We start from the raw sequence: 24,250 nt of genomic DNA on the forward strand, positions 1-24,250 counted from the left end.
CATCTCTCCGACCATCGATCGGTCATGGCTCACCACATCGACATCAACTGCGACATGGGCGAGAGTTTCGGCAAGTACACCAAAGGCCGGGACGCCGAGGTGATGCCCTACATCACCACTGCGAACATCGCCGGCGGGTATCACGCGGGTGACCCACACGTTATGCGGCGAACGGTCGCGCTCGCAGACGACCACGACGTCGATGTCGGTGTCCATCCGGGCCTTCCCGACAAACTCGGCTTCGGGCGTCGAACGATGGACGCCTCACCCGAGGAGGTTCGAGACTACGTCGTCTCCCAACTCGGCGCACTGCGAGCGTTCGCCGACCAACTCGGCGTCCCGTTCCAGCACGTCAAACCCCACGGGGCGATGTACACGATGCTCTCCGAGAGCGAGGATCACGCCCGAGCGGTGATCGAGGGCATCCTGGAGGTCGACGAGGATCTGATCTACCTCGCGACGGATATGAACATCTACGAGGTCGCACAGGAGTATTCCATTCGAACCGCGTTCGAGGGCTACGTCGACCTGGATTACCGGTCGGATCGGAGCGTCGTGATCCCGAAAGAGAAGACGGCCCGCGACCCGGAACTCGTCGCCGACCGATTCATCAGCATCGCAACCGAGGGCGTCGTGGAGACGCCGTCCGGCGAGCAGCTCGACATCCCGGCCGAGAGCATCTGCGTCCACGGGGACACCCCGAACATCGTCGAGATTCTGGCGGCGATTCACGACCGCCTCGACGACACCGATATCGAACTCACCGGTGTCGCCGACATCGTCTGACACGGATCGGTTTCCATCAGTTTCGGCGGCCGCCGCTCCCGGGGTCGACGACCGCCGGGATACCGGTACAACGATTCGTCCGAACGGGAAGCCCGCCCGAGTCGACCGCACGACGCCGTCGCTTCCCGCCGCCTTTTCTCACCGAACGGGCGGTAGTGCGCGGGAGCGGATTCGAACCAGAGGAAGAAATGCTCGCTCACTACGTTCGCTGCGCGTTCCTTCCTCTGGTTCAAATCCGCTGGCGATTCTGCTGCTCGCGGATTGCTCGCAGCAGAATGCGCGGGACCGGATTTGAACCGGCGGACCCCTACGGGACAGCGTCCTAAGCGCTGCGCCTTTGGCCTAGCTCGGCAACCCGCGCCCAGTCCTCTCTTTCCAGCGCCTCCGTATAAACGTCACGAGCGAGACCGACCCACGGAACCGCCACGACCCGGACTATTTGCGAACTAACTTATACGAACAGGCGGAACCCACGACCGAGAGATGCAGGTGGTTCCCGCGACGGTCCCGCGAACGCGGAGCGACCTCCACGACTGGATCGAGGCCCACTGGTTCCCCCTCCTCGCCGGGGGTGCCATCGCGCTCGTCCTCGTCGGGACACTCATCCAGGCGGTCGACAACCCCTGGCACGTCAGCAGCGACTCAGCCCTCTTCCAGCACGGGGGCTGGTACATCACCCAGGGCGCGACGCCGTACGTCGACTTCTGGGACCTCAAACCGCCGCTCATCTACGCCGTGACGACCGTCCTCGCGGTCCTCTCCGGCGGCAACATGGCCGTCCTCCACGTCCTCAGCGTTCTGGCCGCCATTGGTGCAATCGCCGCCGGCGTCACCGCGGTCGGCGTGCTCAACTACCGCCTGACGGGTGACGGCCTCGCGAGCGTGGCGGCCGGCTGGTCGGTCTTCGCCGTGACCACGCTGTTCACCTACCCCTACGCCGGGATCCGACCGAAGTACATGACCTTCTGCGTGGGAATGGTGGCGCTACTGCTGGCCTACGACGAGCGCTGGCTCGCGAGCGGTGCTGCCGCCGCCGTCGCCGCCGGATTCTGGCACCTCGGTGCGCCCCTCGCCGCCCTCGTGCTGGCGATGTCGTACTACGACGGGCGGCGAGCGGGCCTGCTTCGCGCCGTCGGCGGCGCCGCGCTGGTCACGGCGCTGGTGCTCCTCCCGTTCGTGCTGACGGACAATCTCGTCCCGCTGTTCGTCGAAGTAGTCCTCACGCCGCTTTACGGGGCCGGTGAGTACCCCCTCGCGAGCCGGCTGATCGAGCCGATCTACGAGGTCGGCTGGGGTGTGCTCCTCTTCCCGATCGGCATGTACGGCTGGTTCAGGGCTGCAGACGGCGACTGGTCCCGCTACTGGTGGGTCGCCGTCGGCGGGATCACCTACCAGGTCCTCTTCTTCGTCGAGATGGCCGGCGCGATCGACGCGGCGCTGGCGATCCCCTTCGCCGGACTCGGCGTGGGTGCGCTGATCGCCGACACGCCGACCCCGTCCCGACGGACGCTGCTACTGGGGCTCGTCGTCCTCCTGGTCGCCGGGAGCTACTACTGGAACGCCGACGGGACCGTCACGCCGATCCGCGACCGAATCGGCGAGCAGCAGGAGTCCTGGGGCGAAATCGACTACGGCCCGCTCGCGGCCGAACCGCCTGGCGTGCCGGACATGCAGACGATCTACTGGGAGCAACTGAAACCCGACACCTGCCACTACCGACTCGACAACAAGCAACGCGCCTTCGTCTTCCAGACCGGCGGGACCCTCCTCGAACCGACCTGCGGCGAGTGGCCGTTCGACCAGCCGCCGGTCCCCTGGATCTTCGACAGAGTCACTCCCTGGTGACGTCAGGATCGCCGATCCCTGATCGCGTCGGCCAGTGCGTCCGGATCCGCTGCGGTCGAGTCGCCGATCTCGATCGCGTCGCCGACCGCGATCTCCCCGGGTTCGACGACGTCGGCGCAGATCCCGCCGCGGCCGTCCGTCAGCGATCGGGCGACCCCCTCCTCGCCGGCGACCTGTTCGACGTGCGCACAGGGCGGTCGCGGGCGGGTCCCCTCCAGCACTGCGTCACCGATCTCGAACCGCGTCTCGAGGAGGTCGTAGACGTCGACCCCGCGCGTCACCACGTTCCGGCGGTGGCGGCCGTCGCGCAGGTCGATGCCGTGCTCCGATCTGATCCGCTCGATGGCCGCCGCATCGAGCAGCGTCACCTCGCACTCGTCGTAGCCCGAGTAATAGCCGCTCCCGCGGCGATAGCGGTCGCCTTCGAGCCCGCCCTGGACGGCACGGACGGACTCGACGGCTTCCATCGGGGCCGATCCCTCGTCGGTCACCCAGAGGCGTTCGACGGTGGGCGTCACGTGTCGCCCTACAGTCCGGGCGTCGAAAAGTCTCGCGGCGAACCAGCGAGTCGGCGACAGCGTTTTGATCGCCGGGCGAGCTACTGCGAACGTGTACCGCGCCAGCGACGAGGTCGAACACGCCGAGTGGCTCGCCGAGCTGGAAGCGGCCGCCGATCGACTCGACCTCGACGACGCCGTCCGTTCGCGCGCGGCGGACCTGTTCCTCTCCACCGTCCCAGCGGACGACCGCTCGAAGCGCGCGGCGATCGCCGCGAGTCTCTACGTCGCGACGCTGGTGGGCGGCGATCGACGTGCGCAGGGCGAGGTGGCCGACGCCGTCGGCGTCTCGCGACTCTCCGTCCAGCAGCGCTGGAAGGATCTGCTAGAAGAGACAGGACTGGACGCCCCGGACTGGTGACTCAGGTTTCGGTCTCGCGCTTGGGCCGGCCGTCGCGTTCGGGCGTGAGGTTGCCGTGTTCGTCGATCTCGCCCTTCACGATCCGCGTCGAGGAGATGATCTCGCCGTCGTCGGCGTAGACGTGCTCGACGACTTCGATCTCGAGTGGGTCGTGGCCGTTGTCGCGGCGGATCTCGTTGATGCGGCGGCCGCCCGTCTCCGTCTCCGGGGAGACGATGAGGAAGTCGAACTGCGGTTCGGTCGCGATCCCGGTCGGCTCGGTCAGTTTCCGGACCTCGTACTCGCGGTCGAAGTCCTCGGCGAACGCGGCGAGTTCGGCCTCGAGATCGCGCCGGCGCTTCTCGAACGTCCGGACGTGGCGATCCTCGTCGCGGGTCTTCGGTGCGAGTTCGTCGCTCGTCAGCCCGACGGTGACGTCGCCCAGCTCGAACGCGCGCTCGAACAGCGCACGGTGCCCATCGTGTACGGGGTCGAACGTCCCGCCCAGCGCGACCTTCATATCTCCGTGCATGGTCCCCTCAGGGTTTAGTGGCTTCGGATTTCCCCGCCGACCGCCGGCATCACTCCTCGGACTCCTCGACCGTGATCGTCACCGGTTCGTCGGCGTCGTCCGTCGGTTCTGCCTCCTCGTCGCCGAGGTGATCGTCCAGGTTGAACACCGTGTTCAGCTCGGCCTGGACCTCGCCCGCGATGCTCGTGACCAGCTCGCTCGGAGCGATGGCCGTGTACTCGTAGGGGTTGTTTCCGGCACCGCCGTTCTCGCGTTTGCGCCTGCTAACTCGTTCTTCCTCGTGGAGTTCCGCGAGCGCCTCACGCACCGTACTGGGGTACAGCCCCGTCCCCTCCGCCACCTCGTCGCTCGTGCTGTGGGGGTGTTGGCGGAGGTAGACGAAGATGCGTGCTCGCGTCTCCGTGTCGAGCACCCACGACAGCAGGTCCACGACGCCATCGTCGAAGCGCTCGACCGCCCGGTCGGTCTCGGCCTCCAGCCGCTCCCGGACGCCCTCCTCGTCCTCGTCCTCGTCGGCCGTTTCCCGCCCCGGTTCCGGCTCCTCCCCGTCCGGTGTCTCGTCTGTCGACATGAGTCGTTTCTATTCCGACGGAAGGCCGCAGGCGGGTAAAAACCCTTGGCTAGAGGCGCAGTGCCGCACAGAGCGCGTCCATGCCGCCCTCGTCGCGGAGTCGGCGCTGTCTCTCGGCCCCGCTCTCCCCGTCGTACACGTCGGCGATGCCGTCGATGCCGAGACGCTGACACTCCCGGTCGACCAGTTCGCCGAGGTCGACCGCTTCCGAGAGGTCACGGGAGAGCAGCTCGGCGTCGTGGCCGTGACGGATCGCGCGCCACTTGTTCTCGTCCAGGGGTTCCCGTCGGTGCTTCTGGCCGGTCTCGCCGTCCTCGTAGCGCGCCGCGAAGTCCGTGACCAGCGCGTGGACGTACTCGACGAAGGCCATCACTTTCTCGCGGTCGGCCTGCCCGTCCGGCGTCCGCACTTCCACGGTCCCGAGCCCGGAGTGCGGTCGCACGTCGTACCACAGTTCGCCCCGGTCTTCGATCGATCCCGTCTCGATCATCGTCCGCTCGAACTCGTCGAACGCGGCGTAAGAGTCGAACGCGGTGGGGATACCCGTGTTCGGGAGCGCCTCGAAGATCTTCGCCCGCGCGGCGTGGAGCCCGGTGTCGAACCCACACCAGTACGGCGAGTTGGCCGACAATGCCAGCAGGATCGACAGGTGCCAGCGGAGCTCGTTGGCGATCCAGATCGCCTTGTCCGCGTCGTCGACCCCGACGTGGACGTGCAAGCCCGCGGTCGTGTTCCGGTGTTGGGGGTACTGGATCCGGTCGAGTTGCGATCTGTACCGGGGCTTCTCGGCGTGTTCCAGCTCCCGCCACTTCGCGGCCGGGTGCAGCCCTGCCGCGGCGATGCCGTAGCCGTGGCTCTCGGCGTGCTCGACGAGCGCGTCGCGGACCGCGTCCAGTTGTTCGCCGGCCTCGTCGAGGTTGTCGGCGCCGATGGTCGGCGTCTGCGTCTCGATGACGCACTTGAACAGTTCGTGACCGAGGCGGCCCTCGAGGATTTCGGGCGGGTCGGACTCGTAGACGAGTTCGTCGGTGCCGGAGGTCGGTCGGTTCCGGTCGTCGACGACGAAAAACTCCTCCTCGATGCCCAGCGTGCCCATCCGGGTGAACGTCTCGGCGGAGCCCCTCCGGTCCATCTCTCCGCGGCTACAATTGCCCTCGGCCTAAACCTTCCCCTCTGACCCCAGCGCGCGCCTCACTTCCGTGGGCGCGCGACGACGGCCAGGTGATCGGCGTGGTACGGCTCCAGCCGGTCCCGTTCGAGGACCTCGAACCCCTCGGCCAGCGTCTCGACGGCGTCGTCGAACACCGTCTCCGGTTCGGCCGTCACGTCCTCGCTCCGGGCCTTGATCGAAAGCAGCAGCCGACCGTCCTCGCGGAGGAACTCCCGGTTCGCCAGTGCCACCTCGGCCTGGCCACGGGTCGCCACGTCCTGCACGATAACGTCCACCGGTTCGACGACGTGCGCGTAGGTCTCGGGCTTCCTGGCGTCCTTCAGGAGCGGGAACAAGCGCTCTCTGTCCTCGGCCACCTCGAGGAGGTCCCGCGCGGGCCGGGCCGCGAACTCGACGGCATAGGTCGGTCCGGCGAAGTCCGCGACGTGGCTGACAGTCGTCCCCGCGGCTGCGCCGAGGTAGAGGACCGTCTCGCCACCGGCCAGTCCGGTGTCCATCCCCGTCTCCAGCATCGCGCCGAGTTTCGAGCGCCGGGCGTCCCAGCGCCGCCAGCCCTCGTCGTCCGTCGGCTCGCCGTAGGCCGGCGGCCCCTGCGTCGCTAGCGCCTCCTCGCCGTCGAAGGGTCTGCGCTCGACGCCCTCGGGCAGGTCACTCATCGTCGCCCCCCTGGGATTGGTCTGCCTCCTCCCCGTCCGCCCGCGCCTGGATGGTCGCGATCCGGTCCTCCAGGTCCTCGCGTAACTCGGGTCGGCGGTCGCCGCTGTAGTGGTCGATCCGGGCGGCGATCGACAGTTTCCCGGCGAGCGCCCGGGCCGCAGAGCCGCGGTCCTCGGGGCGCGTCCCCCGGACCGCGTCGTGGGTGTAGATGATCCCGTGTTTCGGCGACGGCGCGTCGCCCCGGAGGTGCGCGAACAGGGCGTCCTCGGCGCCGAGCACCTGCACCGTGCCGCTCGGCTTCTTCGCCAGCGTCTCCAGGCCACCGGCCAGCGAGAGCAGGCGCGCCGCGAGGACGGGGCCGGCGAGTGTCGAGAGATTCGGGGCCACGTCTGGCGTCGTCGTCTCGACGTACTCTCTGAGCGCGTCGGCCTCCTCGTCGAGCGCGACGACTCGCCGGGCGAGCGCGACGACCCGCTGGTCGCCCGGGGTCTCCGGGTTACGGTCCGCGAGTTCGCGTGCGTAGTCGACGCCGGTGCCCGCCGACTCGAAGCGACTGCCGCCCCACTCGGCGACGCGTTCGGCGAGTTCGTTGGCCTGTCGTCGGCAGTCGTCCATGGCCCGCACTGCGTGGACGAGTTGCTGGTCGACGGCGCCCTCGCGTTCGGCGACGGCGTCCCGGGCGGCCGACAGCGTCGCCGTCCGGAGGCGCTCGTAGTACTCCTCTTCGTCGGCGGCGAAGCCGGCTTCGACGGCCAGCGCCGGCCAGTCCCGCGGTTCGTCGGCCGTGCCATCGGCGATGGCCTCGGCGGCTCCGTCGCCGTCCTCCGGTTCCAGGCCGGCGAACCACCCCGATTCCGGGGTGTCGCTCGTGTCGGTCATTGGCCGGTATTTGTGACCCGCCTCGTATATGCGTTCCCGAACGGACGGGGCGAGAACGGGCAGGTCGCGCCCTCCGACGGTCGACGGCATGGAGGTCCCCGGACCTGTCACGGAAGGCCCGCGTCCGGGCCCCTTTCCGGACGGGCGACGACTAGCGGACATGGCCACAGAGGCGACCTTCACGGTACCCGCCGATCAGTTCCCGCTCGGGACTATATTCGAGCGGCTCCCGGACGTTACGGTCGAACTGGAGCGGATCATCCCCGCGCGCGACGTGGTGATCCCCTACTTCTGGGTCCGGGGGACGATCGTCGACGACATCGAGGGCGCGTTCGACGAGCATCCCGGCATCGAGCGAATCGACTTTGTCGACTCGGTCGCGCACGAGCACCTGCTGCGCGTCGAGTGGGCGATGGACTACGACGACGTGCTGACGACGCTGACGGAGACCCGTATCGCGCTCATCGAGGCGACAGGCACGAACAGCCACTGGACCTTCGAGATCAGGGGCGACGACCGGGCCGACATCGCCGCCTTCCAGGCTCGCTGTCGCGAACTGGATATCCCGATCACCCTGACCGCGCTCCACGCGCTCACCCCCATCGAGACGGGGACCGAGACGGCGCTCACCGGCCCGCAGCAGGAAGCGCTGGTCCTGGCATACGAACGCGGCTACTTCGAATCCCCGCGCAAAGTGACGCTGGCCGACCTCGGCACGGAACTGGGCATCTCACAGCAGGCCGTCGCCTCCCGTATCCGGCGCGGGACCAACCACGTCCTCGGCGAGACGCTCTCCGCCGTGGCGCCGCCCTCGCCCTGACCGTATAAAAAGGGGTTGTCTACTCAACAGTGCGTCTGAACCACACCGCCGACCTCTTCGAACGGTATGAACGGTCGTTTTCGCGACGCACTCTCGGACCGCACGGGCCCCTGGATCCTGGTGTTCCCGGTGCTCGGTACGGTGTTTCTCCTCACTGCGCTCGGGCGGTCGATCACCGCGCTCTCGACCAGTGGCGGGCTCCTCGAGGCGGCGCTGAACCTGCTCCTGCTCGCCGTTCCCGGCCTGGTGTTACTGTACGCCGCGTTCTGGCTACCGAACTCGGACGTCGACCGCGCGTTCTACCCGCGCATCGCGGCCTGGACCGTCGGCGGGATCGTCCTGATGGGCGTCGTGCTGGCGCTCCGCGTCGCACACCCGGGCGTCGACGTCCAGTTCACCTTCGGGACCCAGGCCGTCCTGTTGTCGATCGGCTCGATCGCGGGGCTCGGGATCGGCGTGAACAAGGCTCAGGCGCTCACGCACGCTCGAGCGCTCGAAGCGCAGTACGAGACCCAGAAGCGAACTGAAGAAAAACTGGAGGAGGCAGTCGAGAAACTGGAGGCGTCGAACGAACGGCTGGAGCAGTTCGCCTACGCCGCCTCGCACGACCTGCAGGAACCGCTCCGGATGGTGACGAGCTATCTGAAACTGATCGACGATCGCTACGGGGACGAACTCGACGACGAGTGCACGGAGTTCGTCGAGTTCGCGGTCGACGGCGCCGAACGGATGCGCGGCATGATCGACGGGCTGCTCGAGTACTCGCGTGTCGACATGCAGGGCGAGTCGTTGCGGGCCGTGGACCTGGACGCGGTCCTCGACGACGTGCTCAGCGACCTCAAGCTCAGGATCGAGGAGTCCGGCGCCGAGATCACGCGTGAACCGCTCCCGACAGTGTGCGGCGATCCCCGCCAGATGCAGCAACTGTTCCAGAACCTGCTCTCGAACGCCATCGAGTACAGCGGGGAGGAGCCGCCGCGAATCGACGTGACCGCCACGGCGTCGGACGAGAAATGGACCGTCTCGGTTCGCGACCACGGGATCGGCATCGACGGCGACGACCGCGACCGGATCTTCGAGATCTTCCAGCGGCTCCACTCCGTCGACGACCACGCCGGGTCCGGGATCGGGCTGGCGCTGTGCAAGCGGATCGTCGATCGCCACGACGGCGAGGTCCGGGTCGAGTCCCAACCAGGGTCCGGATCGACCTTCTCCGTCACGCTCCCGGCCGAGGGCCAGTCTACGGACGCCCCGGCCGGACCGGAAGACCGGTCGACGGAGTCGACGCTGAACCCGGATCTCCTGCGCTCCGAGACCGTCGGTGCGGAGACGGCCCAGGACTCCCGCACGGACTGACGGGTCGTCGCGGCTGTCGGTCTTCCGCTCGTCTCCGTCGACGTCGCAGTATATCTACACCCGGTCGAACATATTCGTGTCGAATCTCAGACCGTGAAAATGCGCCTCTGCGTTCATGTCTGTCGGTTCCGCAGTTCCGTCCGACGGTCGAACAACGGATCGAGTACCGCGCCGGGCGCTCGCGGGGTCCGGATCGAGTCCCTCGCGGGCCGACTCGGCGGACGCGTGATCGGGGTTCACTATGACAGGAGACGACGCACCGATATCGTTCGACGACGACGAAGAAGAGCGCATGGAGCGCCTGCTCGACGACACCGAGTACGACACGGAACTCGGGATGGAGATGGCCAAAGACGCCCAGCGCGTCACGGCAGGCGAACTGAACGAAGCGGAGTTCTACCGGAAGTACCACGAGCGAATCCTCGAGGAGTTCGGCGAGGACGACCGCGAACTCGACGAGTTGCTGGAGGGACTCGAAGCCGACACTCTCGACGAGGCCGCCGAGGACGGCACGCTCTCGGATCGACTCACGGACCTCGCCGACGGGGAAGACCTCTCGCGGCGTGAAGTGATGAAGAAAGGCGGTGCGGCCGCGCTCGCGCTCGGGATGATCACGAGCGCGGGCGGCGGCGGGGCCTCGGCCGCCGAGGAGGGAGGCGGCGACGGCACCCGCTACGGGATGACGATCAACCTGAACAACTGCGACGGCTGTCTGGCCTGCGTCGTCGCGTGCCAGGAGGAACACGGCACCTCCCGCGGGGCAAACTGGATGTACGTCTTCACCTACGAGGACGACGACCAGGACGACGAGAACTTCCTGGTCCGGCCCTGCCAGCACTGCACCGACTCGCCGTGTACGAAGGTCTGTCCCGTCGGGGCGCGCCACACCCGCGAGCAGGACGGCCTCGTACTCACCGACTACGAGATCTGCATCGGCTGCCGGTACTGCGAGGTGTCCTGTCCCTACGGGGTCAACTACTTCCAGTGGGGCGAACCCGATACGCCCGACTCCGAGATCGACGACGCCCACCAGTACGACGAGCGCGACCGCTGGGTCGGGGCCCGCCCGCCCAAGGGCGCGATGGGGAAGTGTACCTTCTGCGTCGACCGCCAGGACGGCCAGATGGGCGAGGACAAGATCGGCACCACCGCGTGCGAGGAGGCCTGTGCCATGGACGCGATCCACTTCGGGGACCTGAACGACCCCGAGAGCGCGCCCAACCAGCATCTGGAGCAGTACCGGAGCTCACAGGAGAACGACACCTCGACGTTCCCCGACCGGAAGGACCACACCGTCTCGACGTTCAAGCTCATGGAAGAGCGGGGAACGAACCCCAACATCCACTACGTCGGCAACGAGCCGTCCCAGCACGCCCGGCAGGTCGAGGGCCCCGTCACGTACGAGGACGTGGGCCTCGTCGACGAGCGCAAGGAAGTGCTGGACAACGGTGCGATGGCCAACGAGAGCGGAGGTGAGAGCGCGTGAGCACCGACGTGACCGACGTCGGCGAGGACACGCTCGTCCGCCCGATAGAGTCCACGTCGAAGAAGTACGTCCTGGCGCTGCTGGTCGCGCTGGCGGCCATCGGCGTCTGGCTGTTCTTCTACGTCCAGCAGCTCCAGGAGGGGCTGATCGTCACGAACCTCGCCGACTGGGGGTCGGGCGGCGGCGTCCCCTGGGGCCTCTACATCGGCGCGTTCATCTGGTGGGTCGGCATCGCCCACGGCGGGATCATCCTGTCGGCGGCGGTCCGGCTCATCGGTCTCGACACCTACCAGCCGGTGGCCCGGATGGCCGAACTGCTGACCATCGCCGCGCTGACCTGTGCCGGCCTGTACATCCTGATCCACGTCGGTCGGCCCGATCGGCTGGTCACGAGCGTCCTGCCCGCGTGGCCCTGGCGCGTCCAGTGGTCGCCGCTGGCCTGGGACGTCACCGTCATCACGGCCTACTTCGTGCTGACGGCGACCTACCTGCTACTCACCATCAGGTACGACATCCACCGGCTCCGGGATCGGCTCCCCGACCGCTTCGAGCCGATCTACAAGCTGCTGATGATCGGCTACAGCGAGACGGAGGATCGGATCGTCGAGCGGATGGTCTGGTGGATCGCGTTCGCGATCATCATCATGGCCCCGCTCTTGCTCCACGGCGGCGTCATTCCGTGGCTGTTCTCGACGCTGCCCTCGATGGCCGGCTGGGCCGGCGGGGTGCAGGGCCCATCCTTCCTCTCGATCGCCCTCACCTCGGCGGTCTCCGGCATCATCATCATCGCCGCGATGTTCCGCTGGGTCTACGGCTGGGAGGACCTCATCCCGCTCGAGGTGTTCCAGGGGCTGGCCAAGTGGCTCGGCTTCTTCAGCGTGATCTTCCTGTGGCTCCAGCTGCAGCAGGTGCTGACGGGCATCTTCGCCGCGCCGACGACGCTCCAGCACGCGACGGAGGTCAAGATCAGCACGCCGCTGTACTGGGTCGCGCTCGGCCTGGTGGGAATCACGCTGCTGTACATCTTCGCGTCGGCACTGAAGCCCCACCTGTTCAGCATCAGGGCGATGGTCGGCTTCTCGGTCGCCGTCCTCGTCGGCACGCTGATCGAGAAGACGCTGTTCGTCGTCGAGGGGCTCCAGCACGCCCACTTCGCGCTGTACGAGGGCGTCCCCGGTGCCTACGTCCCCTCGGCCGTCGAACTGTCGTCGCTGCTCGGTACCGTCGGGATCGTCGTTCTCTTCTTCCTGCTGATCTCGAAGGTGATCCCGGTGGTCGAACTGCACGCGATCGAGGAGCACGACGACGGAGGTGACCACTGATGCTGCCGCTCGCGAGCGCGCCCGAGTACACGCTCCCCTTCGTGGGGCCGGGCACGTACCTGATCTTCGGCATCGTCCTGATGCCGGTGTATCTGATGATCGCCGCGTGGTTCCTTGGCGAACCCAGCGACGTCAGGAAGGCACTGCTCGGCGTGGTCTACGTGGCCGGCCTCACGACGTCGCTGTGGGGCGGCCTGTTCGTGGCCACGATGGTGATCAAACTGCTGTTCTTCTGAGGGCGGCCGGCGCATCGGCTTTCGACCGACCGCGGACCGAGACACCACACCAATGACGCTCACCGAAACCGAACTGCGCGACGAGCTCGCGACCGTCGAGGACCCCCAGAACGACGACGACATCGTCTCCATGGGCCTCGTGAACGACGTCCGGATCGACGGCGATACCGCCTCCGTGTCGCTCGCGTTCAACGCCCCGTACTCACCGGCCGAGATTGACATCGGCAACGCGATCCGCGACGTGATCGAAGACGCCGGCCTCGAACCCGAACTGAGCGCCCGCGTCGAGGCCGACCACGGCTTCGACGAATCGATCCTGCCGGGCGTGAAGAACGTGATCGCCGTCGCCTCCGGCAAGGGCGGCGTCGGCAAGACCACCGTCGCGGCCAACCTCGCGGCCGGCCTCAACGACCGCGGGGCGCGCGTCGGCATCCTCGACGCCGACGTCCACGGCCCGAACGTCCCGCGCATCCTCCCGACGGAGGACGAACCGGGCGTCACGCCCGAGGAAGAGATCGTCCCACCGCGATCGGACGGCGTGATGGTGATGAGCACCGACCACCTCATGCCGGACAACGACGACCCCGCCATCCTCCGCGGACCGATGGTCAACAACGTGATGATGAAGCTGATCAACGAGGTCCAGTGGGGTCGCCTGGACTACCTCGTCGTCGACCTCCCGCCGGGGACCGGCGACGCCTCGCTCAACCTGCTCCAGACGCTGCCCGTCGCCGGCGTCGTCATCGTCACCACGCCCCAGGAGATGGCCGTCGCGGACGCCCGGAAGGGCCTCCGGCTGTTCGACGAACACGACACGCCGGTCCTGGGCGTCGTCGAGAACATGAGCGGCTACCACTGTCCGAACTGCGAGGACACCCACGAGGTGTTCGGTTCCGGTGGGGCCGACGAGATCCGCGACGACTACGACGTGCCCGTCCTGTCGAAACTGCCCGTCCACCCGGACTTCGACAGCGCCGAGAGCCACGGGCCGACGATCAGGAACGGGGACAGCGCGATCCAGGACGACCTCTTCGAGTTCGTCGATTCGGTCTCCGATCGGGTGGGCGCCATCAACCGCCGCACGGTCGCCGAACACGTCGGGACCGCCGAGGTGGAAGGCGAGACCATCCCGACCGACGCCGAATCGGCCTGAGAAGCAGGCGGAGCCGGCCGCCTTCTCGACGGCTTCGACCCGAGCGCTCGGCACTCGTCACTCGCGCGACGAGTCCACAGGTTCATTAGTCGATGGTTGAAATATCGAACCATGGCAACTGGGGACCTCGACGGCGTGGAGCCGTTCCACCGGTTCGTACTGCTCTCGGTCATCGACCTGCGGGCGCGCGACGACGTGCCCGTCCACTCCTTCGACGTCACCGGCGTCTGCGAGGACCTCCTCTCGGAGTACGAGGACCTCGACGGGATGGTTCCCGGGGGCGTCACGCGCCAGCGGGTGATCAACGCCCTGACCGAACTCGAGGACGCGGGCCTGCTGGGAGAGCAACGAAAGGAGTCGCCGACCGGAAAGGGGCGCCCGGCCTACTCGCTCGACATCGCCGAGGACGAGGTGCTCGAGCGCCTCGAAGGCGACGACCGCTTCGAGCCAGCCGTCCAGGCCGTCCGCGAGCGTCGCGACTGACCGGTCAGGCCGACAATCATTTGCGCCCCCTCTCCCTGCAGTAGGGTATATGCGAGGGGTACTCGATCGGGTCCGGCGGCCCGAGTACACGGGGGAGAATCGCTGCGTGCCGTGCACGGCGGTGAATCTGGTGATCGCTGTCGGGGTGAGCGCGGCGGCCGTCGTCGCCGTGCGCGCCGCCACGGACGGACTCGCCGTCGCAGCAGGTGCCGGGAGTGTCGTTTTGCTTTGCTGCGTCGCGGCCATCGCCCTGCGCGGATATCTCGTGCCAGGGACGCCGACGCTGACGAAACGCTACTTCCCGGACCGCGTGCTGGCCTGGTTCGACAAAGCCGAGACGGGGACCAGTTCGGCTGGCGCGGTCGGCGGCGGCGAGGAACCCGCGGAGATCGACGTCGAGGCGACGCTGGTGGGCGCGGACGTCCTGGAGGAGAAACCCCACGGTGACCTCGGTTTCACGCGATCGTTCGCCGCCGACCTCGACGCACAGGTCCAGCGGGAACGCGACGAGACGGCCGATCGGGCGGTCGTCGCGTCGATCGTGGGGATCGACACAGACGACCTCGAATTCGAGGAGTACGGCGACGCCTTCGTGGCATACCGGGGTGACGAGCAGGTCGGTCGCTGGGAGTCCCGCGCCGCCTTCCTGGCCGACGTGGCGGCGGGCCGAGTCCTGCCTGACTACGTCGACGACTGGGCGTCGGTCGAACCCGCCGTCCGCGGCCAGTTGCTCGCGGGCCTCCGCCTGTTCGTCGATCGCTGTCCGGCCTGCGAGGGCGAGGTCCGCTTCGGGCAGGAGGTCGTGGCCTCCTGCTGTCGGACGGTCGACGTCGTCGCCGTCACCTGCGACGACTGCGGCGACCGGCTGTTCGAGGCCGACGCCGCAGACGTGGCGGCCAAGACCTGACGCGGGGCTCCGGCACCGCTTCGTCGTCGGTCGAGTTTTCGCAGCAGGAGCCCTCGACGTCGCGGTTCGCGCGGAAACGCCGAGTCCGGAGTGACACGTTTATGGCCCGTCGCGTTCCACGTCCGGCCATGCGAGACGCCTACCTCATCGGGGCTGGCCAGTCGGACTACGGCTCCTTCCCCGAGGAAAGCTACCGATCGCTGTTCCGGACGGCGTTCGAGAACGCCCGCGAGAGCGTTCCCGACGGCATCGAACCGGGAGACGTGGACGAGGCCGTCGTCGGCACCCTCGGCGTCGGCGGGCGACAGCTCGGACTGTCCGGCCCCGCCGTCACCGAGCACGTCGGCCTCCACGGCATCCCCGTCACGCGCGTCGAGAACGCCTGCGCGGCCTCCGGTTACTCCGTCCGGCAGGGCGTCCAGGCCATCCGCAGCGGGATGGCGGACGTGGTGCTGGCGAGCGGCGTCGAGATCATGACCGACGTCTCCGGCGACGCCGTGCGCTACTGGCTCGGCGTGTCGGGGGAAACGGAGTGGGAGCGCCTCTCGGGCACCACCTTCGCCGGCGTCTACGCCCAGATGGCCAGCCGCCACATGCGCGAGTACGGCACCACCCGGGAGCAACTCTCCCACGTCGCCGTCAAGAACCACGAGAACGGGGCGAAGAACCCCCACGCGCAACTGGGCTTCGAGTGCTCGCTCGAGGACGCCATGGACGCGCCCACGGTCGCCGACCCCCTCAATCTCTATCACTGCTGTCCGACGACCGACGGCGCGGCCTGCGTCCTGCTCGCCAGCGAGGACGTCGTCGAGAACTACACCGACGACCCGATCCGCGTCGCCGGCGTCGGCGCCGGGAGCGACCGCGTGGGCCTCTTCCAGCGCGACACCTACACCTCGGTGCCGGCATCGCAGTACGCCGCCGACCGGGCCTACGAGATGGCCGGGTACGGCCCCGACGACCTCGACTTCGCCGAGGTCCACGACTGCTTCGCCATCGCGGAACTCATGGCCTACGCCGACCTCGGCCTGTGCGAACCGGAGGAGGCCGGCGAGTTCGTCGCCAGCGGGAAGACGAAACGGGACGGCGAGATGCCGGTCAACACCTCCGGCGGCCTCAAGTCGAAGGGCCACCCCATCGGTGCGACCGGGGCCGGTCAGGTCGTCGAGGCGTTCAAACAGCTCACCGGGCAGGCCGGCGAGCGGCAACTGGACGACCCGCAGATCGGGCTGACGCACAACGTCGGCGGCTCCGGTGGTGCGGCGGTCGTCCACGTCTTCGAACGAGGTATGGGAGGTGATGCGGCATGAGTGGAGATTCTTCCCACGAAGGCATCCACGCCGTCGGCGCGTACGCGCCGCGGCTCCGCATCTCGGCCGAGGAGTTCGCCGACGCCTGGGGGAACTTCGAGGCGTCGGGGATCGAGGCGAAGGCGGTCCCCGAGGCCGACGAGGACGCGCTGACGATGGGCTGGGAGGCCGCCCGACGCGCGCTCGAAGTCGGAGACGTCGACGCGGCCGACGTGGACTGGCTCGGCTTCGCGACGACGAACCCGCCGATGGCCGAGGAGGACCCCACCGTTCGACTCGGCTCGTTCCTCGACGTGCCCGAGGACGCTGCCCGGCAGACCTTCACCGGGAGCACGCGGGCGGGCACGCGAGCGCTGTACGCAGCGCTCGAAGCTGAGACCGACGGCCTCGCGCTGGTCGTGACCGCGGACTGTCCCCGGGGCGAGCCCAGCGACGAGCGCGAGCACGCCGCCGGGGCTGGCGCGGCGGCGTTCCTCGTCGGTCCCGACGCCCCGGCACCGATCACCGACCGCGCGGAGCACGCCGAACCGTACCCGGGGACCCGTTTCCGCCGGGCCGGTAGCGACGACGTCGAGGGTATCGACGTGACCAGCTACGACCGCGGCGCCTTCCGCGAGACGCTCGCGGCCGCGGTCGAGTCCGTGGACGCCCCCGACGACCTCGACGCGGCGGCGGTTCAGGCGCCCGACGGCGGCCTGCCCTACCGCGCCGCCGGTGCGCTGGGTCTGGACAACGAGACGGTCTACGCGTGCGCGACCGTGCAGGACCTGGGCGACACCGCGGCAGCGAGCGTCCCGCTCTCCCTGGCGACGGCCCTGGCGGACGGGCAGGAGTCGATCCTGGGGGCCGCCTACGGCAGCGGTGCGGGCGCGGACGCCTTCGTCGTCGCAGCCGAGGGCGAGGTCCCCGCAACCGTCGACCTCGACGGCGAGACCGACCTCAGCTACGCCGAGTACCTCCGGCGACGGGGCGACGTGACCGGCGGCGAACCCTCCGGCGGCGCGGCGTACGTCTCCGTACCGACCTGGCAGCGATCGATCCCCCAGCGCCACCGACTGGTGGCCGGCCGCTGTCCCGAGTGCGGTGCGCTGGCGTTCCCGCCCGAGGGCGCCTGTCCCGACTGCCGTGCGCTGGTCGAGTTCGAGCCCGTCGAACTCCCGCGAACCGGCGATGTGGAAGCGGTCACGAGCGTCTCCCGGGGCGGTGAACCCCCGGAGTTCGCCGTCCAGCAACAGAAAAGCGGGGAGTACGGCGTCGCCATCGCCTCGTTCGACGCGGGGGACGAGTCGGTCAGCATGCCGCTGCAGGTCGTCGGCGCCGACACGTCGCCGGCCGTGGGCGATCCGGTGACCACCGTGATCCGGCGGATCTACGAGCAGGAGGGCGTGATCCGCTACGGTCGGAAGGCGCGGGCCGAGGACGGGGCGTAGCGTCAGACGCCCGCGTAAAGGTTTAACCCGTGGGCACTCCCGGTTCTCTCCATGCGAGTCACAGTCATCGGGGCCGGCACGATGGGCGCCGGGATCGCCCACGTCTGTGCGGCCGCGGGCCACGACGTGAGCGTCCGCGACGTCGATCCGAACATCGTGATGGACGCCATCGACACGATCACCAACCGACTCGACGCCGGGGTCGACCGGGGCTATCTCACCGAATCCGAGAAGGAGCAGGCGATCGACGACCTCGACGGGACGACCGACCTGGACTCCGCGCTGCAGGATGCCGAACTGGTGATCGAGGCCGTGCCCGAGGACCTGGACCTCAAACGCGAACTCTTCGCCGACGCGGAGGCCGTGGTCGACCAGGAGACCGTGCTGGCGACCAACACCTCGTCGATGTCGGTCACGTCGATCGCCGCCGCGCTGAAGCACCCCGAGCGAGCGGTCGGGCTCCACTTCTTCAACCCGCCGCACAAGATGGACCTCGTCGAGGTCGTCCTGGCCGAGCAGACGAACGGGGCGACCGCCGACCTCGCCGAGGAGTTCGTCGACGGCCTCCGGAAGGAACCGGTCGTGGTGACGGACACGCCCGGTTTCGCCTCCTCCAGACTCGGGGTCGCGCTGGGCGTCGAGGCCATGCGCATGGTCGAGAACGGCGTCGCCAGCGTCGCGGACATCGACGCAGCGATGGAACTGGGCTACAATCACCCGGTCGGCCCGCTGGAATTGACCGACCGCGTCGGACTGGACGTGCGCCTCGACATCTGTGAGTACCTCTACGAGGAGCTGGGCGATCGGTTCGAACCGCCGGAGATCCTCAGGGAGAAGGTCGAGAACGGCGACACCGGCAAGAAGGTCGGGCGCGGCTTCTACGTCTGGGAGGGCGGCGAACCCAAGGACGTGGCCGACGACGAGGACTACGACATCGAGGACGTGATCTGACGGCGATGGCGGACCACACCGATCGAGCGGTCGCCGACGATCACACGGGCGAGGACGCCGACGAGTTCGATCCCGACGAGCGGCACGCGGGCGAGGGGGCCACGGCGGACGACGAACCGCCGACGCTGGGCGACCTGCTGGACGAACTCGACGCCTACCAGGAGTCGCTGACCGACACGGAGCGCCGCGAGCGGATCTCGGAGATCATCGAGACCGCGACCGAGGTGGAAGAGCCAGCGGTGTTCGGCCGGACGATCGTCGGCTTCGACCGCGCCGACCTGATGGAGGCGACGCTCGGCGCGCTGCTGTTCGGGATCCCGATGATGGTCGAGGGCGGCACCCAGGAGGTCGGCGCGTTCGTCGCCTCCCACCCGGTCTTCCTGGTGGGGACACTCGGCTTCGCCGTCGCGATGGCCATCGGCATCCTCTACGTCGCGGACTTCCAGGACGTCCGGGTCCGCAATCCGATCCTGGGTATCGTGCCCCGTCGACTCGTCGGGGTGGTGGGGGTCTCCCTGCTGCTCTCGCTCGCCATGAGCACCGCCTGGGGGCGCGTCGACTGGGCCGAGCCCTGGCTAGCGTTCTGTATCTGCGTCGTCGCCTTCGTCCCGATGGTCATCGGGGCGGCCCTGGGCGACATCCTTCCGGGGTCGTGACCGACGGACTTTGTTAAGGGTTATATGTCGGGCTGTCTTCGCGGTAGGTATGAGCGAGAGTCAGCAAAAGCGAAAGCAGAAGTGCATCTCCTGCGGGATCAACATCTCGGGGACGAACGCGGCCGCGTTCAAGTGTCCGGACTGTGGCCACCAGATCTACCGCTGCTCGAAGTGCCGCAAGCAGAGCAACCTCTACGAGTGCCCCGACTGCGGGTTCACCGGTCCCTGAATCGCGTCGCAATCGCAACCCCAATCAACCACCACCGCAATCACTACCCATGGGAAAAGTTGCAGCCAAGATCAAGGTCATGCCGCAGAGCCCGGACGTCGATCTCGACGCCCTCCAGGAACGTCTCGAACAGTCCCTCCCCGAGGGAGCGAAGATCAACGGCATCGAGCGCGACGACGTCGCCTTCGGCCTCGTCGCCCTCTTCCCGACCGTCGTCGTCCCCGACGACGCAGGCGGGACCGAAGCCGTCGAGGAGGCCTTCGCCGAAGTCGACGGCGTCGAATCCGTCTCCGTCGACTCCGTCGGTCGCCTGTAGGCCGCCCGAGTTTTTCCGCCCGTCGCGACCGTCGAGTCCCGTCTGTCCCGGCGAGGCGCGCCCGTGACGGAACGCACGTTTTATAAGGTCGACCACACAAGCGACACCCACGAATGCCCAATTCGCACGGTCCGCTCAAGAACACGCGGAACAAGCTCTCGAACGACCCCCGCGACCGGGGAACCTCCCCGCCCCAGCGCTCCGTCCAGCAGTTCGAGGACGGCCAGTCCGTCCACCTGAAGATCGACCCGTCGGTCGACGACGGTCGCTTCCACCCGCGATTCAACGGGCTCACCGGCACGATCGCCGGGAAACAGGGCGAGGCCTACAAGGTCCTGGTCGACGACCAGGGCAAGGAGAAGACGCTCATCACGAAGCCCGCCCACATCTCGCTCCAGGAATGACGATCTTCAAGGAGAAGGTCGGAGAGGAGTACCTGACCCTCGCCGAGACCAAGGAGATCCTCGAGGGCCTGGAGAAAGAACGTGCCGCCGACGAGGAGCGCGAGATGCGTTACGAGCTGGCGCGAGCCATCGAGCACGTCAACCGCTTCGCCACGCTCGAGCCCGAGGAGTCCCGCGAGTTCGTCGAGGAACTGCTCGAACAGGAGAAAGTCGACGAGGCGACCGCCTACAAGATCGCCAACACGACGCCGCGTGACCGCGACGAACTCCGCGCCATCTACGCCCAGGAGCGCTTCTCGCTTTCGGGCGAGGAACTCGACGACATCCTCGACGTCGTCGCGAAGTACGTCTAACCCGGGGCCCGCGGCCGGTCGGCCGCTCCGGAACCGGAACCGAAATCGCGTCGCGGTCGGCGAATCGGCTGGGGCTTTTATGTATCCCGTCGCCGTATCGAAGTGTATGAGCGACTCCGAGAGCGGCGACCCGACCCCCGAGACCGACCAGGAGACGGGTGTCGTCCTCGACTACCTGCCACACGGTCGCACGGAAGACGACCGACCGCAGTACGAGAAGTCGCCGCTCGCGTACGTCCTGACCGAGTCCGAGTTCGGACTGCTCGAAATCCAGGTCGATTCCGACGCCGACGTCCAGATCGGCGACCGGATCCCGGTCCAGCGCGGCCCGGAGAGCCCGGTCGAACGCATCCGCACGATCGAGCACGACGACCTCCCCAGCGGCGCCCGCTCCGAACTGGAGTACGTCGTCGAGGAGATCGTCACCACCGACGAGGACCGGTTCGTCGACTTCTACAACGAGGCCCAGCCGATCACGCTGCGGCTCCACCAGTTGAACCTGCTGCCCGGCATCGGGAAGAAACTCCGGAACAACATCCTCGACCAGCGAGACCGGCGGCCGTTCCAGAACTTCGAGGATCTGGAAGCACGGGTCAGCGGGCTTCACAACCCCAGAGACGTGTTGGTCGAGCGCATCCTCGAGGAGTTGCGCGAGGACGACCTGAAGTACCGCACGTTCGTCGGCACGGACGATCAGGACTGACACGTTTTTGGTCGGCGAGCGACGAGTCCCGCCAATGACCGGTGGCCCCGCAGACGACGCCGCGCCGACGGCCGGCGAACGCGACCCCGACGCCTTGCTCGCCCGCGCCGGCGTGCGCGGCGACCCCGCCCGGGACCAGCACTTCCTCGTCGACGACCGCGTCCTCGACCGCCTCCCCGGATACGCCACGGAGATCGACGCCGACCTGCGCCACGTCCTCGAGATCGGCGGCGGGACCGGCGCGCTGACCGATCGCCTCTTGGCCGTCGCCGACCGCGTGACCGTCGTCGAACGGGACCCCGACCTCGCCGCCTTCCTCCGCGAGGAGTTCGCGGACGCGATCCGCGACCACCGACTGACCGTGATCGAGGGGGACGCCCTCGACGTCGACCTGCCCGACTTCTCCCTCTCGGTCTCGAACCTGCCGTACGGGGCGTCGAGCGAGATCGCGTTTCGCCTGCTGCCCCACGACCGGCCGCTCGTGCTCATGTTCCAGCAGGAGTTCGCCGAGCGGATGGCCGCCGAGCCGGGAACCGACGAGTACGGCCGGCTCTCGGTGACCGCGGGCCACTACGCCGACGTCGAGGTCGTCGAGCCGGTGCCGCCGGGTGCGTTCTCGCCGCCGCCCGCGGTCGACAGCGCCGTGGTGCGGACCCGGCCGCGCGACCCCGAGTACGACGTCCCGAACGACGACTTCTTCCTCGACTTCGTGACTGCCGTGTTCACCCAGCGCCGGAAGACGATGCGCAACGCCGTCCGGAACACGGCCCACATCTCGGGGCTGGGGGACCCCGACGCGGTCGTCGACGCCGCCGACGAGGACCTGATGGGAATGCGTGCCGGGAACGTCACGCCCGCCCAGTTCGCCGAACTGGCCACTCTGGCGTGGGAGGTGGGTGAGCCGACGTGAGCGCCCTCCTGATCGACGGGGTCCAGAACGCGTTCGTCTCGCGGACGAGCCGGCTGCTGGCGAGCCTGGCCGTCCTGCTCGGGCTGGCGGCGGTCGGCCTGGCGATCCGTCGGGTGGGGCCACTGCTCGAACGGCGGTTCTCAGCGGACGACACGGATGCGATCCAGGCCGTCGCCTTCAGCCTCGCAGCGGCGGCGGCCAGCGCGTTCCTGGTGATCGTCTGGCACGCCGTCGACGACGTCGAGACGAGTTTCGAGACGGTCAAGGTCGGCCCCACACAGGGCGTCCTGGCGCTGGTCGGCGTGCTGACGCTGATCGTGGCCTACACGATCACGCGCGTCAGCAAGGGGCTGCTGGAGACCCGGGGCGGCGACGTGCTCACGGCCCACCGGCGCGAGGTGATCCACCACCTCATCCAGCTTGCGGTCTACCTCTTCGCGGCCGTGTTCGTCATGTCGCTGGCCGGCGTCAACCCAGGGGACCTGCTGGTCGGGGCTGGCGTCATCGGTCTCGTGGTCGGCCTCGCTGCACGGCAGACCCTCGGCGCGGTGCTCGCCGGCTTCGTCCTCATCTTCGCCCGGCCGTTCGAGGTGGGCGACTGGATCGTCGTGGAGGACCGCGAGGGCGTCGTGACCGACGTCTCGCTGTTCAACACCCGCCTGCGGACCTACGACGACGAACACGTCCTGCTCCCGAACGACGAGGTGACCGCTACCCAGGTCGTCAACCGCTCGAAGTCGGGGCGGCTCCGGGTGTCCGTCGAGGTCGGTGTGGACTACGACGCGGACGTGACGCGCGCGGCCGAGGTCGCCGAGCAGGCCATGCGCGACTGCGAGGTGAAGCCGCTGCTCACCCAGCCCGAACCCGTCGTCGTCGGCAAGCAGTTCGACGACTCCGCGGTGATCCTTGAGTGTCGGTTCTGGATCTCGAACCCGAGCGCGCCGCGCAAGTGGCAGACCCAGACGGCGGTCATCGAGGCCATCAAGAACGCCTTCGACGCCGAGGGGATCAAGATCCCCTTCCCCCAGCGGGAACTGCTCGGCCGCGAGGAGGACGGCGGCCTCCGCCTCGCGGGCAACGGCGTCGACGTGGCGACCGGCGACTCCGGGTCAAGCGACACCGACGGCGACTCGGTGTCCGTGGACGGCGAGCGGTCCTCGGTGGAGAGCCAACGGGCCTCGACGAACGGCGACGAGGCCGAGGACCCGCAAACCGATGGGGAATCCGCGGACGGACAGTCGGCGTCGGGATCGGGGTCGGAGTCGGAGTCGGAATCGGGGTCGGAGGGGCGATGACCGACCTCGCCGAGCGTCGGGACCTCGATCAGGTGTACGGCCCCGCGGAGGACTCGCGGCTGCTGGCCGAGACGGTCGGCGAGTACGTGGGCGAGGGCGACCTGGTCCTCGACGTGGGCACCGGGAGCGGCTACGTCGCCAGCGTCGCAGCCGACGCCGGGGCCGACGTCGTGGGGTCGGACGTGAGTCCGCTGGCCTGCGAGGCGGCCCGCGAGAACGGCGTGCCCGTCGTGCAGGCGAACCTGAGCGAACCCTTTCGGGATGCCGTCTTCGACGCCGTGCTGTTCAACCCGCCCTACCTGCCGACGCCGCCCGAGGAGGAGCGGAACGACTGGATGGAGTACGCCCTCTCCGGGGGTGACGATGGCCGGGCGGTCATCGAACCCTTCCTCGACGACGTCGGTCGCGTCCTCGCCCCCGACGGCGCGGTCTACCTCCTGATCTCGTCGCTGACCGACCCGGACGCCGTCGCCGACTACGCCGCCGACCGCGGCCTCGACGCGGCCGAGGTCGCGAGCGAGAAACACGCCTTCGAGCGCCTCCTCGTCCTCCGGCTGACCCCCCGCGGGAAGGACGGCGAATAACTCGGGCG

General features: G+C 68.4%; 29 protein-coding genes and 1 tRNA gene. 23 read left to right on the top strand and 7 right to left on the bottom strand.

The features are described 5' to 3' along the window. Positions 1-24: 24 nt before the first annotated feature. Positions 25-786 carry a LamB/YcsF family protein gene (locus tag U5918_RS00365; RefSeq protein WP_335998613.1) on the top strand — a complete coding sequence of 254 codons (762 nt, stop codon included), beginning with the start codon at positions 25-27 and terminating at the stop codon, positions 784-786. Between the two features lie 276 nt (positions 787-1,062). Here U5918_RS00365 and U5918_RS00370 read toward each other — a convergent pair. Beyond that, positions 1,063-1,147, bottom strand: a tRNA-Leu gene (locus U5918_RS00370). A 122-nt stretch (positions 1,148-1,269) separates the two neighbouring features. Between U5918_RS00370 and U5918_RS00375 the strand changes: the two genes are divergently transcribed. Beyond that, positions 1,270-2,631 carry a DolP-mannose mannosyltransferase gene (locus U5918_RS00375; RefSeq protein WP_335998614.1) on the top strand — a complete coding sequence of 454 codons (1,362 nt, stop codon included), beginning with the start codon at positions 1,270-1,272 and terminating at the stop codon, positions 2,629-2,631. Positions 2,632-2,633: 2 nt separating this feature from the next. Here the strand turns inward: U5918_RS00375 and U5918_RS00380 are convergent, their stop codons facing one another. Beyond that, positions 2,634-3,098, bottom strand: coding sequence for an MOSC domain-containing protein (locus U5918_RS00380; RefSeq protein ID WP_336003265.1), 465 nt, complete (start codon positions 3,096-3,098; stop codon positions 2,634-2,636). Positions 3,099-3,240: 142 nt separating this feature from the next. Here U5918_RS00380 and U5918_RS00385 point away from each other — a divergent pair, with 142 nt between their 5' ends. Then, positions 3,241-3,549 (top strand): transcription initiation factor IIB family protein, encoded by a 309-nt coding sequence (locus U5918_RS00385; protein ID WP_335998615.1) that lies wholly within the window; start codon positions 3,241-3,243, stop codon positions 3,547-3,549. Between the two features lies 1 nt (position 3,550). On the opposite strand, the gene U5918_RS00390 is transcribed toward U5918_RS00385, so the two are convergent. From U5918_RS00390 to U5918_RS00410, 5 genes are all read right to left on the bottom strand, one after another. Continuing rightward, the gene (locus U5918_RS00390) at positions 3,551-4,048 is read right to left on the bottom strand and encodes a phosphopantetheine adenylyltransferase (RefSeq protein WP_335998616.1); all 498 of its coding nucleotides are present in this window, start codon (positions 4,046-4,048) and stop codon (positions 3,551-3,553) included. A 61-nt stretch (positions 4,049-4,109) separates the two neighbouring features. Then, positions 4,110-4,631: a winged helix-turn-helix transcriptional regulator gene (locus U5918_RS00395; RefSeq protein WP_335998617.1), complete on the bottom strand. Its 522-nt coding sequence runs from the start codon at positions 4,629-4,631 to the stop codon at positions 4,110-4,112. A 49-nt stretch (positions 4,632-4,680) separates the two neighbouring features. Continuing rightward, positions 4,681-5,763, bottom strand: a complete 1,083-nt coding sequence (locus U5918_RS00400; RefSeq protein WP_335998618.1) for a glutamate--cysteine ligase — start codon at positions 5,761-5,763, stop codon at positions 4,681-4,683. Positions 5,764-5,822: 59 nt separating this feature from the next. Then, positions 5,823-6,458: a fibrillarin-like rRNA/tRNA 2'-O-methyltransferase gene (locus tag U5918_RS00405; protein ID WP_335998620.1), complete on the bottom strand. Its 636-nt coding sequence runs from the start codon at positions 6,456-6,458 to the stop codon at positions 5,823-5,825. Then, a complete protein-coding gene (locus tag U5918_RS00410) occupies positions 6,451-7,338 on the bottom strand; it encodes an NOP5/NOP56 family protein (protein WP_335998622.1) in 888 nt (295 codons plus the stop codon). The genes U5918_RS00405 and U5918_RS00410 overlap by 8 nt, the downstream gene beginning before the upstream one ends. 160 nt (positions 7,339-7,498) lie before the next feature. Here U5918_RS00410 and U5918_RS00415 point away from each other — a divergent pair, with 160 nt between their 5' ends. From U5918_RS00415 to U5918_RS00510, 20 genes are all read left to right on the top strand, one after another. Continuing rightward, positions 7,499-8,158, top strand: coding sequence for a helix-turn-helix domain-containing protein (locus tag U5918_RS00415; RefSeq protein ID WP_335998624.1), 660 nt, complete (start codon positions 7,499-7,501; stop codon positions 8,156-8,158). 66 nt (positions 8,159-8,224) lie between these two features. Further along, entirely contained in the window at positions 8,225-9,514 is a 1,290-nt protein-coding gene (locus tag U5918_RS00420; RefSeq protein WP_335998628.1) for a sensor histidine kinase, read from the top strand. Between the two features lie 241 nt (positions 9,515-9,755). Beyond that, positions 9,756-11,000, top strand: coding sequence for a 4Fe-4S ferredoxin N-terminal domain-containing protein (locus U5918_RS00425; RefSeq protein ID WP_335998629.1), 1,245 nt, complete (start codon positions 9,756-9,758; stop codon positions 10,998-11,000). Then, positions 10,997-12,322: an NrfD/PsrC family molybdoenzyme membrane anchor subunit gene (gene nrfD / locus U5918_RS00430; protein ID WP_335998632.1), complete on the top strand. Its 1,326-nt coding sequence runs from the start codon at positions 10,997-10,999 to the stop codon at positions 12,320-12,322. The genes U5918_RS00425 and nrfD overlap by 4 nt, the downstream gene beginning before the upstream one ends. Beyond that, complete coding sequence (locus U5918_RS00435) at positions 12,322-12,558, top strand: hypothetical protein (protein ID WP_335998634.1); 237 nt, start codon at positions 12,322-12,324, stop codon at positions 12,556-12,558. The genes nrfD and U5918_RS00435 overlap by 1 nt, the downstream gene beginning before the upstream one ends. A 52-nt stretch (positions 12,559-12,610) precedes the next feature. Continuing rightward, a complete protein-coding gene (locus tag U5918_RS00440) occupies positions 12,611-13,711 on the top strand; it encodes an Mrp/NBP35 family ATP-binding protein (protein WP_335998635.1) in 1,101 nt (366 codons plus the stop codon). 111 nt (positions 13,712-13,822) lie between these two features. Then, positions 13,823-14,194 carry a Cdc6/Cdc18 family protein gene (locus U5918_RS00445; protein WP_335998636.1) on the top strand — a complete coding sequence of 124 codons (372 nt, stop codon included), beginning with the start codon at positions 13,823-13,825 and terminating at the stop codon, positions 14,192-14,194. Positions 14,195-14,243: 49 nt separating this feature from the next. Then, positions 14,244-15,101 carry a DUF8054 domain-containing protein gene (locus U5918_RS00450; RefSeq protein WP_335998638.1) on the top strand — a complete coding sequence of 286 codons (858 nt, stop codon included), beginning with the start codon at positions 14,244-14,246 and terminating at the stop codon, positions 15,099-15,101. Positions 15,102-15,229: 128 nt separating this feature from the next. Continuing rightward, a complete protein-coding gene (locus U5918_RS00455) occupies positions 15,230-16,411 on the top strand; it encodes a thiolase domain-containing protein (protein ID WP_335998640.1) in 1,182 nt (393 codons plus the stop codon). After that, positions 16,408-17,841 (top strand): zinc ribbon domain-containing protein, encoded by a 1,434-nt coding sequence (locus U5918_RS00460; RefSeq protein ID WP_335998642.1) that lies wholly within the window; start codon positions 16,408-16,410, stop codon positions 17,839-17,841. The genes U5918_RS00455 and U5918_RS00460 overlap by 4 nt, the downstream gene beginning before the upstream one ends. A gap of 51 nt (positions 17,842-17,892) precedes the next feature. Continuing rightward, positions 17,893-18,792 (top strand): 3-hydroxyacyl-CoA dehydrogenase family protein, encoded by a 900-nt coding sequence (locus tag U5918_RS00465; protein WP_335998644.1) that lies wholly within the window; start codon positions 17,893-17,895, stop codon positions 18,790-18,792. A 5-nt stretch (positions 18,793-18,797) separates the two neighbouring features. Then, entirely contained in the window at positions 18,798-19,448 is a 651-nt protein-coding gene (locus U5918_RS00470; protein ID WP_335998645.1) for a DUF2391 domain-containing protein, read from the top strand. Between the two features lie 49 nt (positions 19,449-19,497). Beyond that, the gene (locus U5918_RS00475) at positions 19,498-19,677 is read left to right on the top strand and encodes an HVO_2753 family zinc finger protein (RefSeq protein WP_335998647.1); all 180 of its coding nucleotides are present in this window, start codon (positions 19,498-19,500) and stop codon (positions 19,675-19,677) included. A gap of 49 nt (positions 19,678-19,726) precedes the next feature. Next, positions 19,727-19,993: an elongation factor 1-beta gene (locus U5918_RS00480; protein ID WP_335998649.1), complete on the top strand. Its 267-nt coding sequence runs from the start codon at positions 19,727-19,729 to the stop codon at positions 19,991-19,993. A 113-nt stretch (positions 19,994-20,106) separates the two neighbouring features. Then, complete coding sequence (locus tag U5918_RS00485; RefSeq protein ID WP_335998651.1) at positions 20,107-20,397, top strand: 50S ribosomal protein L21e; 291 nt, start codon at positions 20,107-20,109, stop codon at positions 20,395-20,397. Then, positions 20,394-20,750, top strand: a complete 357-nt coding sequence (locus U5918_RS00490; RefSeq protein WP_335998653.1) for an RNA polymerase Rpb4 family protein — start codon at positions 20,394-20,396, stop codon at positions 20,748-20,750. The genes U5918_RS00485 and U5918_RS00490 overlap by 4 nt, the downstream gene beginning before the upstream one ends. A 106-nt stretch (positions 20,751-20,856) precedes the next feature. Next, a complete protein-coding gene (locus U5918_RS00495; protein ID WP_335998654.1) occupies positions 20,857-21,453 on the top strand; it encodes a DUF655 domain-containing protein in 597 nt (198 codons plus the stop codon). A gap of 34 nt (positions 21,454-21,487) precedes the next feature. Next, positions 21,488-22,363: a 16S ribosomal RNA methyltransferase A gene (locus U5918_RS00500; protein ID WP_335998656.1), complete on the top strand. Its 876-nt coding sequence runs from the start codon at positions 21,488-21,490 to the stop codon at positions 22,361-22,363. After that, complete coding sequence (locus tag U5918_RS00505) at positions 22,360-23,658, top strand: mechanosensitive ion channel family protein (protein ID WP_335998657.1); 1,299 nt, start codon at positions 22,360-22,362, stop codon at positions 23,656-23,658. The genes U5918_RS00500 and U5918_RS00505 overlap by 4 nt, the downstream gene beginning before the upstream one ends. Then, positions 23,655-24,242, top strand: coding sequence for a HemK2/MTQ2 family protein methyltransferase (locus U5918_RS00510; RefSeq protein WP_335998659.1), 588 nt, complete (start codon positions 23,655-23,657; stop codon positions 24,240-24,242). Before U5918_RS00505 ends, U5918_RS00510 begins: the two co-directional genes overlap by 4 nt. Positions 24,243-24,250 lie beyond the last annotated feature (8 nt).

It is taken from the genome of Halorientalis sp. LT38 (assembly GCF_037031225.1).
Taxonomy (GTDB): Archaea; Halobacteriota; Halobacteria; order Halobacteriales; family Haloarculaceae; genus Halorientalis; species Halorientalis halophila.